The sequence below is a fragment of the Rhodococcus sp. NPDC059969 genome, from assembly GCF_042738325.1.
Taxonomy (GTDB): Bacteria; Actinomycetota; Actinomycetes; order Mycobacteriales; family Mycobacteriaceae; genus Rhodococcus_F.
In genome coordinates this window covers 583,250-598,273 of the sequence record NZ_JBHWUF010000001.1, presented here as the reverse complement: position 1 = coordinate 598,273, position 15,024 = coordinate 583,250, and the positions used below count along the sequence as shown (strand labels likewise).

General features: G+C 61.1%; 15 protein-coding genes. 3 read left to right on the top strand and 12 right to left on the bottom strand.

Translation table 11 applies throughout. The features are described from left to right. Window positions 1-58 precede the first annotated feature (58 nt). Window positions 59-1,249 carry an N-acetylmuramoyl-L-alanine amidase gene (locus tag ACFWAD_RS02745; RefSeq protein WP_020909860.1) on the top strand — a complete coding sequence of 397 codons (1,191 nt, stop codon included), beginning with the start codon at window positions 59-61 and terminating at the stop codon, window positions 1,247-1,249. A gap of 20 nt (window positions 1,250-1,269) precedes the next feature. Here the strand turns inward: ACFWAD_RS02745 and ACFWAD_RS02740 are convergent, their stop codons facing one another. From ACFWAD_RS02740 to rpmH, 12 genes are all read right to left on the bottom strand, one after another. Further along, on the bottom strand, window positions 1,270-1,953 hold the full coding sequence (locus ACFWAD_RS02740; RefSeq protein ID WP_283305626.1) for a GNAT family N-acetyltransferase: 684 nt from the start codon (window positions 1,951-1,953) through the stop codon (window positions 1,270-1,272). Window positions 1,954-2,208: 255 nt separating this feature from the next. Then, complete coding sequence (locus ACFWAD_RS02735; RefSeq protein ID WP_378541182.1) at window positions 2,209-3,249, bottom strand: ParB/RepB/Spo0J family partition protein; 1,041 nt, start codon at window positions 3,247-3,249, stop codon at window positions 2,209-2,211. 1 nt (window position 3,250) lies between these two features. Then, entirely contained in the window at window positions 3,251-4,252 is a 1,002-nt protein-coding gene (locus ACFWAD_RS02730; RefSeq protein ID WP_378541180.1) for a ParA family protein, read from the bottom strand. An 81-nt stretch (window positions 4,253-4,333) separates the two neighbouring features. Further along, the gene (rsmG, locus tag ACFWAD_RS02725; RefSeq protein WP_019746204.1) at window positions 4,334-5,014 is read right to left on the bottom strand and encodes a 16S rRNA (guanine(527)-N(7))-methyltransferase RsmG; all 681 of its coding nucleotides are present in this window, start codon (window positions 5,012-5,014) and stop codon (window positions 4,334-4,336) included. Window positions 5,015-5,817: 803 nt separating this feature from the next. Beyond that, on the bottom strand, window positions 5,818-6,303 hold the full coding sequence (locus ACFWAD_RS02720; RefSeq protein ID WP_378541177.1) for a DUF6301 family protein: 486 nt from the start codon (window positions 6,301-6,303) through the stop codon (window positions 5,818-5,820). Between the two features lie 83 nt (window positions 6,304-6,386). Next, complete coding sequence (locus tag ACFWAD_RS02715; RefSeq protein ID WP_378541174.1) at window positions 6,387-6,578, bottom strand: hypothetical protein; 192 nt, start codon at window positions 6,576-6,578, stop codon at window positions 6,387-6,389. A 555-nt stretch (window positions 6,579-7,133) separates the two neighbouring features. After that, a complete protein-coding gene (locus ACFWAD_RS02710) occupies window positions 7,134-8,066 on the bottom strand; it encodes a GNAT family N-acetyltransferase (RefSeq protein WP_378541172.1) in 933 nt (310 codons plus the stop codon). 224 nt (window positions 8,067-8,290) lie between these two features. Then, complete coding sequence (locus tag ACFWAD_RS02705) at window positions 8,291-8,854, bottom strand: protein jag (protein WP_378541169.1); 564 nt, start codon at window positions 8,852-8,854, stop codon at window positions 8,291-8,293. A gap of 20 nt (window positions 8,855-8,874) precedes the next feature. Further along, window positions 8,875-9,981, bottom strand: coding sequence for a membrane protein insertase YidC (gene yidC, locus ACFWAD_RS02700; protein ID WP_378539897.1), 1,107 nt, complete (start codon window positions 9,979-9,981; stop codon window positions 8,875-8,877). 4 nt (window positions 9,982-9,985) lie between these two features. Then, window positions 9,986-10,366: a membrane protein insertion efficiency factor YidD gene (gene yidD / locus ACFWAD_RS02695; RefSeq protein WP_007729147.1), complete on the bottom strand. Its 381-nt coding sequence runs from the start codon at window positions 10,364-10,366 to the stop codon at window positions 9,986-9,988. After that, window positions 10,363-10,743, bottom strand: coding sequence for a ribonuclease P protein component (gene rnpA, locus ACFWAD_RS02690; protein WP_003942450.1), 381 nt, complete (start codon window positions 10,741-10,743; stop codon window positions 10,363-10,365). Before rnpA ends, yidD begins: the two co-directional genes overlap by 4 nt. A gap of 26 nt (window positions 10,744-10,769) precedes the next feature. Further along, entirely contained in the window at window positions 10,770-10,913 is a 144-nt protein-coding gene (gene rpmH / locus ACFWAD_RS02685; protein WP_003942540.1) for a 50S ribosomal protein L34, read from the bottom strand. 780 nt (window positions 10,914-11,693) lie between these two features. On the opposite strand from rpmH, the gene dnaA reads away from it, so the two are divergent. Further along, a complete protein-coding gene (gene dnaA, locus ACFWAD_RS02680) occupies window positions 11,694-13,256 on the top strand; it encodes a chromosomal replication initiator protein DnaA (RefSeq protein WP_003942491.1) in 1,563 nt (520 codons plus the stop codon). A gap of 583 nt (window positions 13,257-13,839) precedes the next feature. Continuing rightward, window positions 13,840-15,024: a DNA polymerase III subunit beta gene (dnaN, locus tag ACFWAD_RS02675; protein ID WP_007729165.1), complete on the top strand. Its 1,185-nt coding sequence runs from the start codon at window positions 13,840-13,842 to the stop codon at window positions 15,022-15,024.

The following is a 15,024-nucleotide window of genomic DNA, read 5'->3' as shown; positions in this document are numbered from 1 at the left end:
GGGTCTACGACCAGGCACATCGATCGAATTCGTTAACCGATCCGAGAGGCTTTCACGCATGCACAGACTCCGACACGGCGATCACGGCCCGGCCGTCGCCGAGATTCGGGGCACATTGACGAAGCTGGGATACCTCCATCACGGAACTTCCGGCATTCGACGTGAAAGCGCCGACGGTGCCCACTGGGTTGCACCCGACGCCATCTTCGATCATCAACTCGACAGCGCCGTTCGCGCCTTCCAACAGCAGCGTGGGCTCCTTGTCGACGGCATTGTGGGTCCGGCAACGTATCGCTCACTTCGTGAGGCCTCGTACCGCCTGGGTGCCCGTACGTTGATCTACCAGCTCTCCGCGCCGCTGTACGGCGACGACGTCGCAGCTCTGCAGGCAAAATTGCAGGACCTCGGCTTCTATGCGGGCCGGGTCGACGGTTTCTTCGGTCCGCAGACCCACGAGTCACTCTCGTCTTTCCAGCGTGAAATCGGTATCGCCGCCGACGGTATCTGCGGTCCGCAGACACTGCGTTCGCTGGAACTGTTGGGAACTCGCGTCACCGGTGGTTCCCCACACGCCATCAGCGAAGAAGAATTGGTGAGGCGCAAGGGCCCGCAGCTGGGCGGCAAGCGCATCGTCATCGATCCAGGCCTCGGTGGGCCGTCCACCGGCAACATCGTCAACGGCATCTCCGAAGCCGACATCCTCTGGGATCTGGCAATGCGCCTCGAGGGACGGATGGCGGCGACCGGGATGGAAACTTTCCTCTCCCGCCCGCACAACGCCGATCCGACCGAGGCCGAGCGCGCGCTGACGTCCAATGCTTTCGACGCCGATCTGATGATCTCCTTGCGTTGCGACAGCAACTCGAGCCCGTCGGCAAACGGTGTTGCGAGCTTCCACTTCGGTAACTCGCACGGTTCGGTCTCGATGATCGGTCAGGTGTTGACCGGATTCGTTCAGCGCGAGATCGTTGCGCGAACCCCGTTGCGGGACTGCAGAACTCACGGACGCACGTGGGAGTTGTTGCGCCTGACCAACATGCCGACGGTGCAGATCGATCTCGGCTACCTGTCCAACGCGTCCGACGTTGCGGTACTGACGAATCCGCGGATGCGTGACACCATCGCCGAAGCCATTTTGATCTCGGTCAAGCGGCTGTATTTGTTGGGTCAAGATGATCAGCCGACCGGCACCTTCACCTTCGCCGAGCTTCTCGCAGAAGAACTTTCGGTAGCCGACCGCATTTCGTAGGTCCTGCGGTCGGCACCTGCTCACACTCTGGCGAGTTCGCTGATCTCCACCATCTCGAGAGCTGCGGCCTTCAGTAGACGGTCGAGGGCTTCTTCGACGTCGACTTTCCATTCGTGGTCTCGGTTGAGTTCGAGACGAAGCCGCGGATAACGATGGTGCGGAGCCACGACCTCGAAACCGTAGTCCTCGAGGAACTCGGCACTGATCATGCATTCTGCGGGTGAACATTCCAAAGCTGCGGTTGCGCTGGCCACGTCGGACGCGGGCCCCAGGCCGTCGCTGCGGATACCGAACGCCTCGAGCGCACGAACTCCGCGTCGAACCAGATCTGTCACGACAGCGGCCAGCAGGCTCGGCCCAAGTTCTTCTTCTATGCCCGAAGGCTCGAGCCGAAGGCTTGTCAGGAGCACTGCGTCCGAACTGACTGGACTGGTCGGAAACAGCTGCGCGCGCGGGATCGTGCGGGGAGGGGCGTACAACGCACTACCGAGCGGCTTGCCGTCTCGGACGGCGACCTGTCCGCACGAACCCCACTCGAGCATGACCATCGACAGCCATGCTTCCTTCTCGAATTCCTGATCGCAGAATCCTCGGGCGTCGTGAAGCGCGCCCGGATCCATCTCCCAGAACACGCAACGACGCGCATGGGCGGAAAGCTGATCGAGGGTGTCGAGCGTGAGCGAGGTGATGACGTGAGTCGACACTGACTAACTCACTCTCCGTAGGTCCCCGAAGCGGTTTTGATGCTCGCCCGCCGCTTTTTTCTTCTCCAGGATAGGCCAGCTGCGACAAGTCGGCAGTGGCACGAGAGTTGATCGCCCTAATGTATTGCTGTTCAACATCTTTCGTCCCGGTTCAAGATTTCGAGAAGCTCGGACCACCTAGATTTGTCACAGTGACGAAAATAGGTGGTGTGCCCGGTCATCATGATTACGTCACCAAACGGGCATCCGAGTTCTCTACTTGGATTTCTGTGCTTCCATCATTCCGACGATGCGCTGTAGGTCGTCGACCGAGCCGAATTCGACCACAATCTTTCCCTTCCGCTTGCCCAGACTGACAGTCACCCGAGTGTCGAACGAGTCCGACAACCGCTCGGCCACATCCTGCAGACCCGGCATCACGATGGGCTTGCGCTTCTGTGGGGGAGCGATCTCATTATCCGCCCGGTTGGCGAGAGTGACTGCTTCCTCCGTCGCGCGAACAGACATTCCTTCCGCGACGATGCGCGCCGCCATGACCTCCTGAGCGTCGGCACCCGCCTCGAGGGACAACAGTGCGCGCGCATGGCCGGCCGAAAGTACACCGGCCGCAACGCGGCGCTGAACCGCCACCGGCAGCTTCAGCAGACGAATCATGTTGGTCACGACGGGACGCGAACGTCCGATCCGATTGGCCAACTCTTCGTGGGTGACTTCGAACTCCTCGAGCAACTGCTGATACGCCGCTGCCTCCTCGAGGGGGTTCAACTGCACACGATGGATGTTCTCGAGGAGCGCGTCGCGCAGCATCGAGTCGTCATCGGTTTCACGAATGATCGCCGGAATCTTCTCCAGCCCGGCTTCCTGGCTCGCGCGCCAGCGACGCTCACCCATGACAAGTTGGTACTTGTCACCGTGACGACGGACCACGATCGGCTGCATCAAGCCGAACTCGCGGATCGAGTGAACCAACTCCGCGAGCGCTTCCTCGTCAAAAACGCTGCGAGGCTGCTTCGGGTTCGTCTCGATCAGGCTCGGTTCGATCTCGAGGTATACCGCGCCGGTCGGTTCGAGTTCTGTCTCCGACTCCGCTTCGACAGGGGCCTTCGCGGCCGTCGCCTTGGTGGCTTTCGGTGTTTTCGGGGCCGCCTTGGTCGGTGGGGGAGGGGAGGGGTTGCGCTTGTCGACGCCGATTACGACGTCCGCTGCAGCCGATCCCAGACCCGGCGCCGTGGCCGGCCCAGTGGGGATGAGAGCAGCCAAGCCGCGGCCCAATCCACCCTTGCGTGCTTGACTCATCTCACTGCTCCTGGGTCGTCGTGGTGGCAGAGCGGGCGGCAAGTTCACGGCCGGCGTCGAGGTAACTCATGGCGCCACGTGAACCCGGGTCGTAATCGAGAACTGTCATCCCGTATCCGGGAGCCTCGGACACCTTCACGCTGCGCGGAATCACAGCGCGCAAGACGGCCTCACCGAAGTGTTTACGTACTTCTTCAGCGACCTGGTCGGCCAGCTTGGTCCGCCCGTCGTACATCGTCAGAAGGACGGTGGAGACATGCAGATCCGGGTTCAGATGAGCCTGGACGAGTTCGATGTTGCGGAGCAACTGACCGACGCCCTCGAGGGCGTAGTACTCGCACTGGATGGGGATCAGAACTTCCTTGGCAGCGACCATCGCGTTGACTGTCAGCAGTCCCAGCGAAGGCGGGCAATCGATGAGGACGAAGTCGACGTCGAGTTCCGCCAGCACCTTGTCGTTGAGCGCGCCTTTGAGCCGATTCTCGCGGGCAACCATGGAGACCAATTCGATCTCGGCGCCCGCCAGATCAATCGTCGCGGGGATGCAGAGCAGCCGCTCACTGTGCGGGCTCGTCTGGATCGCCTCCGGGGCCTTCACTTCGCCTATGAGCAACTCATAGCTGGAGGGGGTGCCCGAGGTATGGACGACGCCCAGAGCCGTGCTGGCGTTGCCCTGAGGGTCCAAATCGACCACCAGGACCGTGAGGCCTTGAAGTGCGAGCGCCGACGCAAGGTTCACTGTGGTCGTCGTCTTACCGACGCCACCCTTCTGGTTGGCGATGGTGATCACGCGGCGGAACGCCGGCTTCGGCAGTGTCACCGAATGGGGATGAAGCACCTGGCTCGCTCGATGCGCGGCGGCCCCGATGGGAGTCTCCTCCGAAGAGATCGCCGCATAGGGGGCGGTGAAATTGTCGTCGTCGTTGACGATCTGATCCGCACCCACGCTCGTTTGCTGCTTCGGTGTTTCACGTGAAACGGCGGATTCAGATCGACCCGACATTGACTGCTCCTTCGATTGGGAATCGATCACTAGGTGCTCTCATCATCTGTACATTGCTCTCGATTGCATGCGCGTAAATCATCAACGTTGGCGACGCTTCGGGAGACGTTCGGCCTTCACCACGACAGTGGGGGTGCGGAGAATCTTGGCTCCACATTCGAGTATTTCCAACTTACCTGCGCCCAACTTGGTGAGCGCCGTACGGTCTCGCTCGATCTCCTCGGCGGCACTCGAGCCCTTGAGTGCGAGCATCCGACCGTGCTCGTGAATGAGTGGAAGGGACCAACGTGCGAGCTTCTCGAGGGGCGCCACGGCTCGCGAGGTGACAACGTCCGCGCCGCCCGCTTCCTTCACAACACCCGATTCTTCGGCTCTCCCTCGGACAACCAATACGTCCAATCCGTTGGACTCGATGAACTCCGCGAGGTACACCGAGCGTCGAAGCAACGGTTCGACCAGAGTCACCTTCAAGTCCGGGCGGGCGATTGCGAGAGGGATACCGGGTAGGCCGGCGCCGCTTCCTACATCCACAACCGACTCGCCTTCGGCGATCAACTCACCGATGACAGCGCAATTGAGAAGGTGCCGCTCCCACAGTCGAGGGACTTCACGGGGACCAATCAGCCCGCGCTCGACACCATCTGTCGCCAGGGATTGGTAATACCGTTCCGCGATCTCATATCTGTCACCGAACACTGCGCGCGCAGTCTCTTGTTCGTCCCAGTCAACCGACGCCGCACCATTCTGTTCCACGTGAAACATCCTCCCGCGTAAACCGCGAAATCAACAATCAAGACCGAAATCATTATCCGCTCTGGAGCCGACATGTGTTCGCTTCTGCACACCGACTCGCTGTGAGTCTGCCGACTCGTTCATTCTTTGGGAAGTATTCGGCCCAAAATTCAAGCGGGGGAGGGGAGGGGTTCACGTTCCACGTGAAACATCGCGCTGATAAATCTTCCAATTCTGACGCGTTTCACGTGAAACATAACCGGGCGATCGAACGCAGATAGGAGGTCGATTATCAATATCATCACAGTGACGAAACTGCCATGGGTAGTTACATGGATGGAATTCACACCCAAAATGGGCAATTTTCAACGAAAAAGTGGTTGTAGAAAATTGCCGCCGTCGGACAGCCGAACGGACTCGGTCGGTCTGACGCAATCTGTTGTTCGACGCGGATGAGCTTCGAGTCCAAGTCCCGGACAGCATCGTTATCTCATCGCCGGTTGTTGCGAGCCGTACATCCGGCGGCTTGACACTCCTGTTGCGGGACACCGGAGACTTGGCATCACAAACCGCGAATCAATCCAAGGAGCTTCGCACCAACCGATGCGCATCGGAGAGTTCGCCCTCGACGTGGAGACCGGTGTCGCCCCGAAGCCCCCAACAGCATCATCGACTTTGCGTGGCGACGAAGCCACGAGGATGAGGACCTCTCTACCCTCCCACTCGCCCGAATCGCCGAGTAACCAGCCACCATTCGATGTGAGTGGTCCGATTCGCGTGAGGAGCGCGCAAACCTGTTCCCGCACCGGATGCGATCTCGCCGACCTCGATCGCTAGTCCTCGTACTCCGGTTCGGGCTCATCCATCCATGCCTGATATTCCGGACTCTTCAGACGCAGGTGGATCGCACTAACACCCCGGTTCAGTGTGATGACCGCTTTCGGCAGGTCCCATCTGAGAGCTGCCTTTGGTTCGGGTTTGGCGCTCGTGGCTGTCCCCAGGAGTGCGGTAAATGCCACATCGAGGTTCGTGAACCCTTCGACCAGCAGCGGACGCACCACTGTCATGGGCGTAGCGTCATCTGCCACGTCCGAGACGAAGATTGAGATGTAGCGCATCGAACGGTTACGCCCGAACATTATCGATTCGGGCTGACCAACACGGAGGCCGGTCCGAATCGAGGCGCCGGTTTGATCCAATTCAACGACCTCCCATCCAGCCTGTGCGCAGAAGGGTTCCAGATCGTCGACGGCCCAGGTCCAGTCGAATTCTGCGGCGAGGCGGGCGATACGGGTGGCGCCTTCGATGTCGACGTGCATGTGTGGATGCTACTTCCTTCTTGATCGTTGTTGACGACGGCCCAATCGCGGGGGCGTCGAGGTGAGGGCTGGCGGGTTGTCGGTCATCGGATGCCAGCGCCGTAGGTCAGCACCTTGCCAGCCTCGCGTGGGTCGACGTCCGTGACGGCCGGTTGCGGCATGCTGATGTTGACGACCATCGACTGGTCGACCTTCTTGTCGGTGTTCGCGGGCCACCCGAGGCCGGGCAACGCCAGCGCGGTCCACACGTTCAGGTTGTTCAGGCCTGACGACATCAGGTCGGTGATCCATTGTGATGACAATCTGGGGCGGCGATCGAGAGCTCAGGGCAACAACCATCGATCCGGTTTCACGTGAAACGAAGGGCCGACTATTCCGGCTGGGGGAGGGGAGGGGCGCACATTCTCTGCAGCAATTCGAAGACCACGGGCCAATAGCTCAGGCCGCACACGAGTATCCCGCTCCAAGCACCCAAGATCGCCGCCCGCCTGCGAGAGATGTTCGGGATCGAAGTCTCGGTCGCTGCCGACCTCTGTTCCGACTCCACCGTGGCGGCGGTGACGATGCGAGTGACCGAGCGTATCGCCGAATGTGCCAAGCCGGCCATGCGCGCGCAACCGATGGTTGTACTTCCGCGACCGGGTGACCGGATTTGGAGACCTCCATTTTCGTACGACACCGTTGCACCAGGGTATGTGGGTCGAGTTTGAACCTCGCCACCCTTACCCCTTGTACTCGGCGGTCTCCGCGTTTCCCCTTACACCGTCGGACAAGCCGGACAGAAAGGCCCGAGCCGGCCCGAGCCGGCGAACCTCCGATTGACGCCCGACTCAGCCCGCCGGGGCCTCGAACACCATCCTGACCTCGGCCACCCGGTAGTTCGCCCGCTTGAAGGCCGCGGCCATGGGCGTGTTGGGCACGTCCGTGGTCGCGGTGATGCGATTGGCGCCATCGGCTGCGTGAACGCGGGTGATCTCGCAGAGGATGTCGTCCACATAGCGGCACCCGCGCAGCTCGGGCACTACTCCGAGGTATCCGACGTTGCGGTCGTAGGGCGTCGCGGACGGGATCGCGAAGCCGACCAGCGTCCCGTCCATTGTCTCCGCCAGCCGCCACCACGATCGTTCGCCGGGGCACGACCGGTAGAATTCGAGATCGTCCCGGGCCTGGTTGACGATGTCTGTGGCCGCGATGCCTCGTTGCGTGGCGACGTCCAGGCTGCCGACAGCGACCCGCTGGAACACCGCGAGGAACTCCTCATCGGAGGCGGGACGGAAAATCAGACGCTCGGAGGGGGCGGGCACACCGGCCGCAGGCGTCCACTCGAAACGCAGCCGCTCGATGATCTCGGTCAGTCCGGCCGCCTGGGCCGCCTCGCGACGCCAGGACACGGCGTCTGCGACGGCGGAATCAGCGTCCTGCCCGGCGGTCGGCACGACCAGCACATACTCAGGCTTCACGTGGAACTCGGTGTGCGCCCGCGACATGAGTTCGGCGGCAAGCGCGGCACGATCCGGCACGTCAGCCAGCACGTGCAGGAAATCAAGGGCGAGCGGACGCTCGCTGTCCTCACGCCCCCACCACAGGGCACGCGCGACGATCCTGGAGCCGTCAACGGCGAACCAGCTCCATTCCGGACGAAGCCGTCCGGCCGCCACCTCTTCCCGGAGCGAGTCAGCATCGACGAACCCGACCGGATCGTTCACCGCGAACCCCGCGGACTCGTCCAGCTCGGCCCGTGTCGCGGGTCGGATCAGCACCATTGCATCCCTTCATGTCGGACATGGCGACGAGTACGCACCGGTCCCCGCCGTACGGTTCACGCCATCAATCCGAGAGGGAATCCGGAGCGCTCGTTGGACATGTCGACAACGATAGGCACCGGACCTTCACCGTGCCGCCGGATTCGGTTTCACGTGAAACACCTCTCGGACACAAAAGCGGGCCCCGGCAAATCCGGGGCCCGCATTCGATCAAGGGGGGAGTGTCAGTCCTTGAGGACAACCACTCGGCGAGACGGCTCAGCGCCTTCGCTCTCGCTTAAAACACCGGCGACCTTGGCGACGGCGTCGTGCACGATCTTGCGTTCGAACGGCGTCATCGGAGCAAGCTCTTCGCGTTCGCCGGTCTCGAGAACACGCTGTGCAGCTTCCGCACCGAGAGCACTGAGTGCCTCACGACGCCCCGCACGCCAGCCGGCGATGTCGAGCATCAAGCGGCTGCGCTCTCCGGTCGACTGCTGAACTGCCAGACGAGTCAGCTCCTGGAGAGCATCCAGAACCTCACCCTTGCGTCCCACGAGCTTGGTCAGGTCGTCGCCGCCGTCGATGCTGACGATCGCCCGATCGCCCTCGACGTCAAGGTCGATGTCTCCGTCGAAATCGAGCACGTCGAGCAACTGCTCGAGGTAGTCGCCGGCGATCTCGCCCTCTTCGATCAGGTCGTCATCGGAATCGTCGATGTCTACATCCACATCGGTAACCGGCGCAGTGGTCTCGGTGCTCACGTCTGCGTTCTCTCCATCCACAACGATGTCAGCTTCACTGGACATTGGTCGTTCTCTTTCCTGGATCAGCGCCGTTTATTGCGCTTGGGGGAGTTGCCGCGGTTGCTCTGTGGCCGGTTCTGTTTGGGTTTCGACGTGGAACCACCACTCGAACCCGAGGGCTTCGGCTGTGGCTTCTTGAGCGAAACTTCCGGGGCGTCGCCGTCGTCGTCAGCTGATTCCGCGGTCTTCAGCGCAGCCGGGGATCCCTTCTTCTTATTGGGATCCGGACGGGCACCGGGCTTGGGCGCATTGTCGTTTCGGCGAGTGATCGCTTCCTGCTTCTTGGCTTCTTCTTCGGCGTCGATCTTGCGGAAGACGAGGTGCTGCTGACCGTAGGTCCAGATGTTGTTCGACACCCAGTACAGGAGGATCGCGATCGGGAGGAACGGTCCACCGACCAGAACACCGAGCGGGAAGACGTACAGCGCGAGCTTGTTCATGATCGCGGACTGCGGGTTCGCGGCAGCTGCTTCGCTCTGACGGGCAACGGAAGCGCGTGAGTTGAAGTGCGTCGCGATGCTGGCGATGATCATCAGCGGAGCGGCCACGAGAATGATGTTCAGCCGTGACGGAAGCTCGGGAACGTTCTCGGTGACGTAAGCCTGAAGCTGCGCAACCGGCGTCGTGATCGCGGCCGAGATGGGCGCGCCGAACAGACGAGCATCCAGGAACGACTGGACGTCAGTGGCCGAGAAGACGTAGTTCGGGGTGTTGAGGTTGTCCTCGGCGCTCATGCCCAGCTGGCCCATGCCGGTGCCGGTGCGGTTGAACGAGCGCAGGACGTGGAACAGACCGATGAACACCGGAGCCTGAGCCAAGACCGGGAGACAGCCCATGATCGGGTTGAATCCGTGCTCCTTCTGGAGCTTCTGCATCTCGACGGCCTGGCGCTGACGGTCGCCCGAATACTTCTTCTGCAATGCCTTGATCTGCGGCTGCAGTTCCTGCATCTGACGCGTCGTGCGGACCTGCTTCACGAACGGCTTGTACAGAACCGCACGCAAGGTGAACACCAGGAACACCACGGAGAGCGCCCAGGCTATTCCGTTGTCCGGGCCGAGAATGAACCCGAAGACCTTGTGCCAGACCCACAGAATCGCGGATACCGGATAGTAGATGAAATTGAGCACGGCTCTAAGTACTCCTCTGTTCGTCCGTCGGACTGTGACACGCTGCGCGTGCTTCCGGACAGCTATGGCGGCTACCCGCATCACGGTCACGACGGGCAGGGACAGGGTCCCACCCTCCAGAATGCCAGGGGGCACACTTCGCCAACCGCACCACAGTCAAGAAAAGGCCTTTGATCGCCCCGTGAGTGCGCAACGCTTCGACTGCGTATTCACTGCAGGTGGGGGTGAACCGGCAGGTCGGCATCCTCAAGGGCGACACATACGTCCGGTACAACTCGATACAGAAGATGAGAACAGTGGCGGGAGCGCGACGCACAGCCTTCAACACCGTGATGACACGGGAGGCTCTGGGAGTCTCGATCTGCTCAGAGAGCGGAGTACTCATGGCTCTTCACTTACCGACACCAATAGGTTCATTTTGGTCAGGCCCCCACGCAACTGCTTGGCCAGTTCGGCTGAACTGGCGGTAGCTGCGCCCGGAAGTGCGCGGATAACCACGTCTGTCTCCGGCGAAACCTGTCCGACGAAATCTGCACAGATATGACGAAGCCGGCGTGCGACTCGATGTCGAATCACCGCCGGCCCGACAGCCTTGCTCACGATCAGCCCGAAACGGGGACCGTGATTTGTTACTACCAGCGCCTCTACTTGCTCGCGATCGAACGCGTGCACGACAAGGTCGCGTCTTCCCATACGACGCCCACGTCGCACCGCCACGGAGAAATCCGCGTGGCGACGCAACCGGAACGGCTCAGGCAACACCCCGAGCTCCTGAACTCGAAATCAGATCAGGCGGTGAGAGAATCGCGGCCCTTACGGCGACGCGCCGAAACGATTGCACGACCCGCACGGGTACGCATACGAAGACGGAAGCCGTGAACACGCGCGCGGCGGCGATTATTCGGCTGGAACGTCCGCTTGCCCTTGGCCACGGTCAACACTCCTCGAAGTTCATTGACGCCTCCCGGCGTCATTCAGTGATCGACGCCTTACGGCGCCTTTGGATCCAACAGGTACAGAACAATCAACTTCACTCGTTGTGGCTTGGAAGACCGATCCGACCTGACATATGTAGCCAGCACGAAGCGATCACCACCAGCGGGTGACCGTTCGAGGTTACTTACCACCGTTGCCAAGGTCAAACCAGCCCGATTCGAAGCCCTTTCGCGGCAACTGCGACGACACGCCGACAGTTGCATTATTCCGCAGATTCCGATTCCGGTGTGCATACGGCCGTGACCTCGAGCGAGGCGGCAAGTGTGACCTTGGCAACAGTTCCGCTACGGACTGCAGGTGACCTGAAGGCAACCCGGACAGTTCCACCGGCGCATGCTCCCGACAAGGCCTCATCAGCACATACGGGTACGAGCGCCGGACGCGACCCCGAATCTCGAGTTTCCACATTCATCCACAGGGCTGTGAGTGTTGACGCATCCCCGACACCAAGTGGCGAACGCCTCGAGTTCCGACAAAGTTGCAGGTAGATCAATTTCTCGATCACTTTGACGAATTTGGTTGACGAAAAAACCGACTCAGTGCAGGTTTGTCCACATCTGTGGATAATTGTGTGGAAACACAGCCCAGGTGGCATATTCGTAGCCTGTTACGGGGTTCTCACCCCGGGTGGTAATCCACCGAATCATTCGACGCCGCAGCCATACGCTCGGCAGCTGCAGCACACCCACTGTCGGCGAAACACGGGAAGGAACCACGTGAACGACGATCCCAACGCGCTCGCACGGGTCTGGGTCGACGTGGTTGCAGAACTCACGAGTGATGACCCCGGAAGTAATCTTCCGGCTTTGAGCAGTAAGCAGAAGGCATTTGTCCGTCTGGTGAGGCCTCTCACACTTGCTCAGGGTTTTGCACTCCTCTCGGTTCCATCGCCATTTGCTCAAGAAACGATCGAGCGCGACCTACGCGAGCCGATCCTGCAGGCACTCGGACGCCATCTCGGCGGCCAGGTCGAAGGACTCGGTGTCCGCATCGCACTCGAAGACGATGCCGACGCACCCGCCGAACCGGTCGAGGAGCGCACGGGCAGCCGTCAGTTCGAGTCGGTCAACAGCTCGGGCGCATACCGTCGTCGCAGATTCACCGAAGGCGACGGCGAACCCTCGGACTCCGAGACTGCCGAGACCGAAGAAGTCGACGACGACCGCGAAGCACTCGCGAGCGTTCACGAATCGTGGCCGTCGTACTTCACGAAGCCGCCCGCTACTCCTTCTGCTTCGGGGTCCGGCGCCAACAGCCTCAACGCGAAGTACACCTTCGACACTTTTGTGATCGGTTCGTCCAACCGATTCGCCCATGCCGCTGCCGTCGCGATCGCGGAGGCGCCGGCGCGTGCCTACAACCCCTTGTTCATCTGGGGAGCTTCGGGACTGGGCAAGACGCACCTTCTTCACGCCGCCGGCCACTACGCACAGCGTCTGTTCCCCGGAATGCGGGTCAAGTACGTTTCGACCGAAGAATTCACCAACGACTTCATCAACAGTCTTCGTGACGACCGCAAGGTCGCGTTCAAGCGTCGCTACCGGGAAACGGATGTCCTGCTGGTCGACGACATCCAGTTCATCGAGGGCAAGGAAGGTATTCAGGAGGAGTTCTTCCATACCTTCAACACCTTGCACAACGCGAACAAGCAGATCGTCGTTTCCTCGGACCGTCCGCCCAAGCAGTTGGCAACCCTCGAGGAGCGTCTGCGGACGCGCTTCGAATGGGGCCTGATCACCGACGTTCAGCCGCCTGAGCTCGAGACGCGTATCGCGATTCTGAGTAAGAAGGCGAGGATGGATCGCCTCGAGGTCCCGCACGACGTCCTCGAGCTGATCGCCAGCCGTATCGAGCGCAACATTCGTGAACTCGAGGGCGCGTTGATCCGCGTCACCGCTTTTGCCTCGCTCAACCGTCAGCCGTTGGATCTGACGTTGGCCGAGGTGGTCCTGCGAGATCTGATGCCCGATTCGTCGAGCCTCGAGATCAATGCGGCGACGATCATGGCTGTGACGGCCGAATACTTCAACATGTCGATCGACGACCTGTGTGGGCCGGGTAAGGCCCGGCCGCTCGCTCAGGCCCGCCAGATCTCGATGTATCTGTGCCGTGAGCTCACTGATTTGTCATTGCCGAAGATCGGTCAGACGTTCGGCCGTGACCACACGACGGTCATGTACGCCGACAAGAAGATCCGTAAGGAAATGACGGAACGCCGCAAGGTGTACGACCAGGTTCAGGAGTTGACCGCAAGGATCAAGCAGCGCTCCAAGCGTTGACCTGCACTTATTTCGATCGATGCCGCTCGAGGCAGAGGTTTCCCTCGAGCGGCATCGGTGTATTCGAAGGGTTCACGTGCGGTCCCTCGAGGGCGGTTGTCCACCTCGAGGGACGACACGCCGGAGTCGGACACGCCGATGGGAACAAACTCTTCGGTTCTTGTGAAAAGTATTCACATCTGTGGATAACTGTGTTGATAACTCTCGAAGTCTGTGGAGTTCTCGAGGAGGAATCCGAAAACTTTCAGAGAGTGCACAGAGGGGGTCGATTGGTACTCGAGTCTGTCCTCGAGAAGTGCACAGGCCCTCGAGGGGACCTACCAGCGTCGACAACCGTTGCTCCACAGATTGCACAGGACTTATTACTACTACTGAGAATTTCCTAGGAAAAGCTCTTTGAAAATAGTTCTGGGGACAACTCCTGTTGAGAACCTCGCCTCAGGCTGCGCTCGTCCCGGCTTCGGCTTTCCACTTGCGCCCTCGAGGGCATACGGTGGGCATCGCTTGGTCTGTGTCAGACTTCAAGTGAGCTGATGCAGATCCGCAGCAGACGAACATGCCTACCGAGAGGAATAACCCGGCGATGGAGCTTGGAAGCCTGAAGTTTCGCGTTTCCCGGGAAGAGTTCGCTGATTCAGTAGCGTGGGTTGCTCGTAGCCTGCCCTCGAGGCCGCCCGTGCCGGTTCTCGGCGGAGTTCTTCTCGACGCAACCGAAGCCGGCCTCACTGTTTCCGGGTTCGACTACGAGGTATCTGCGCAGGTCCGCGTCTCGGCAGATGTCACCACTGCAGGTCAGGCACTCGTCTCCGGTCGCCTCCTTGCCGATATCACCAAGTCGCTTCCCAACAAGCCGGTCGATGTGACCCTCGAGGGCACTCGCGTGCTCATCTCGTGCGGAAGCGCCAAGTTCTCCCTGCCCACGATGCCGGTCGAGGACTACCCGCAGCTTCCGACGCTTCCGCAGCAGTCCGGGTCCATTCCCGTCGACCTGTTCTCCGAAGCCATCAGCCAGGTAGCCGTTGCAGCCGGCAAGGACGACACCCTTCCGATGCTCACGGGTATCCGTGTCGAGATCGAACAGAATTCGATCGTCCTCGCCGCTACCGACCGCTTCCGTCTCGCTGTGCGTGAACTCGAGTGGACTCCGGCCAATCCCGACGTCCAAGCTGCTGTTCTCATCCCGGCCAAGACTCTGTCCGAGTCCGCGAAAACGCTTGCCGGCAATGCAAATTCGCCGGTCGAGTTGGCTCTCGGTTCCGGTACGACCATCGGAAACGACGGACTCCTCGGCATCGTCAACGACGGACGCCGCACCACGACGCGTCTCCTCGACGCCGAGTTCCCGAAGTTCCGTCAGCTGCTGCCCGCTCAGCACACCGCGATGGCAACCGTCGAGGTCACGCCTCTCATCGAGGCCATCAAGCGTGTAGCACTCGTCGCCGAGCGTGGCGCACAGGTTCGCATGCAGTTCTCCGCTGACGGCCTGCTCCTCTCCGCTGGTGGCGACGACGCCGGCCGCGCAGAAGAGACGCTCAACGCGTCGTTCCAGGGCGAAGCACTCACCATTGCGTTCAACCCCGGTTACCTGATCGACGGGTTGAACTCGCTTCACAGCGAAAACGTTCTGTTCGGCTTCACCACTCCCAGCCGTCCGGCTGTTCTTCGCCCCGCGGCCGAGGAAGAGCCCACGGCAGACGAGTCCGGTAACTTCGCTGCGCCCTCGAGCGAATACACGTACCTGCTGATGCCGGTTCGCCTTCCGGGCTGA

Coding starts and splice junctions, on each gene's coding strand:
- ACFWAD_RS02745 (WP_020909860.1), top strand. CDS start 59: ATGCACAGACTCCGACACGGCGATCACGGCCCGGCCGTCGCCGAGATT.
- ACFWAD_RS02735 (WP_378541182.1), bottom strand. CDS start 3,249: ATGAGTCAAGCACGCAAGGGTGGATTGGGCCGCGGCTTGGCTGCTCTC.
- ACFWAD_RS02730 (WP_378541180.1), bottom strand. CDS start 4,252: ATGTCGGGTCGATCTGAATCCGCCGTTTCACGTGAAACACCGAAGCAG.
- rsmG (WP_019746204.1), bottom strand. CDS start 5,014: ATGTTTCACGTGGAACAGAATGGTGCGGCGTCGGTTGACTGGGACGAA.
- ACFWAD_RS02720 (WP_378541177.1), bottom strand. CDS start 6,303: ATGCACGTCGACATCGAAGGCGCCACCCGTATCGCCCGCCTCGCCGCA.
- ACFWAD_RS02715 (WP_378541174.1), bottom strand. CDS start 6,578: ATGTCGTCAGGCCTGAACAACCTGAACGTGTGGACCGCGCTGGCGTTG.
- ACFWAD_RS02710 (WP_378541172.1), bottom strand. CDS start 8,066: ATGGTGCTGATCCGACCCGCGACACGGGCCGAGCTGGACGAGTCCGCG.
- ACFWAD_RS02705 (WP_378541169.1), bottom strand. CDS start 8,854: ATGTCCAGTGAAGCTGACATCGTTGTGGATGGAGAGAACGCAGACGTG.
- yidD (WP_007729147.1), bottom strand. CDS start 10,366: ATGAGTACTCCGCTCTCTGAGCAGATCGAGACTCCCAGAGCCTCCCGT.
- dnaN (WP_007729165.1), top strand. CDS start 13,840: ATGGAGCTTGGAAGCCTGAAGTTTCGCGTTTCCCGGGAAGAGTTCGCT.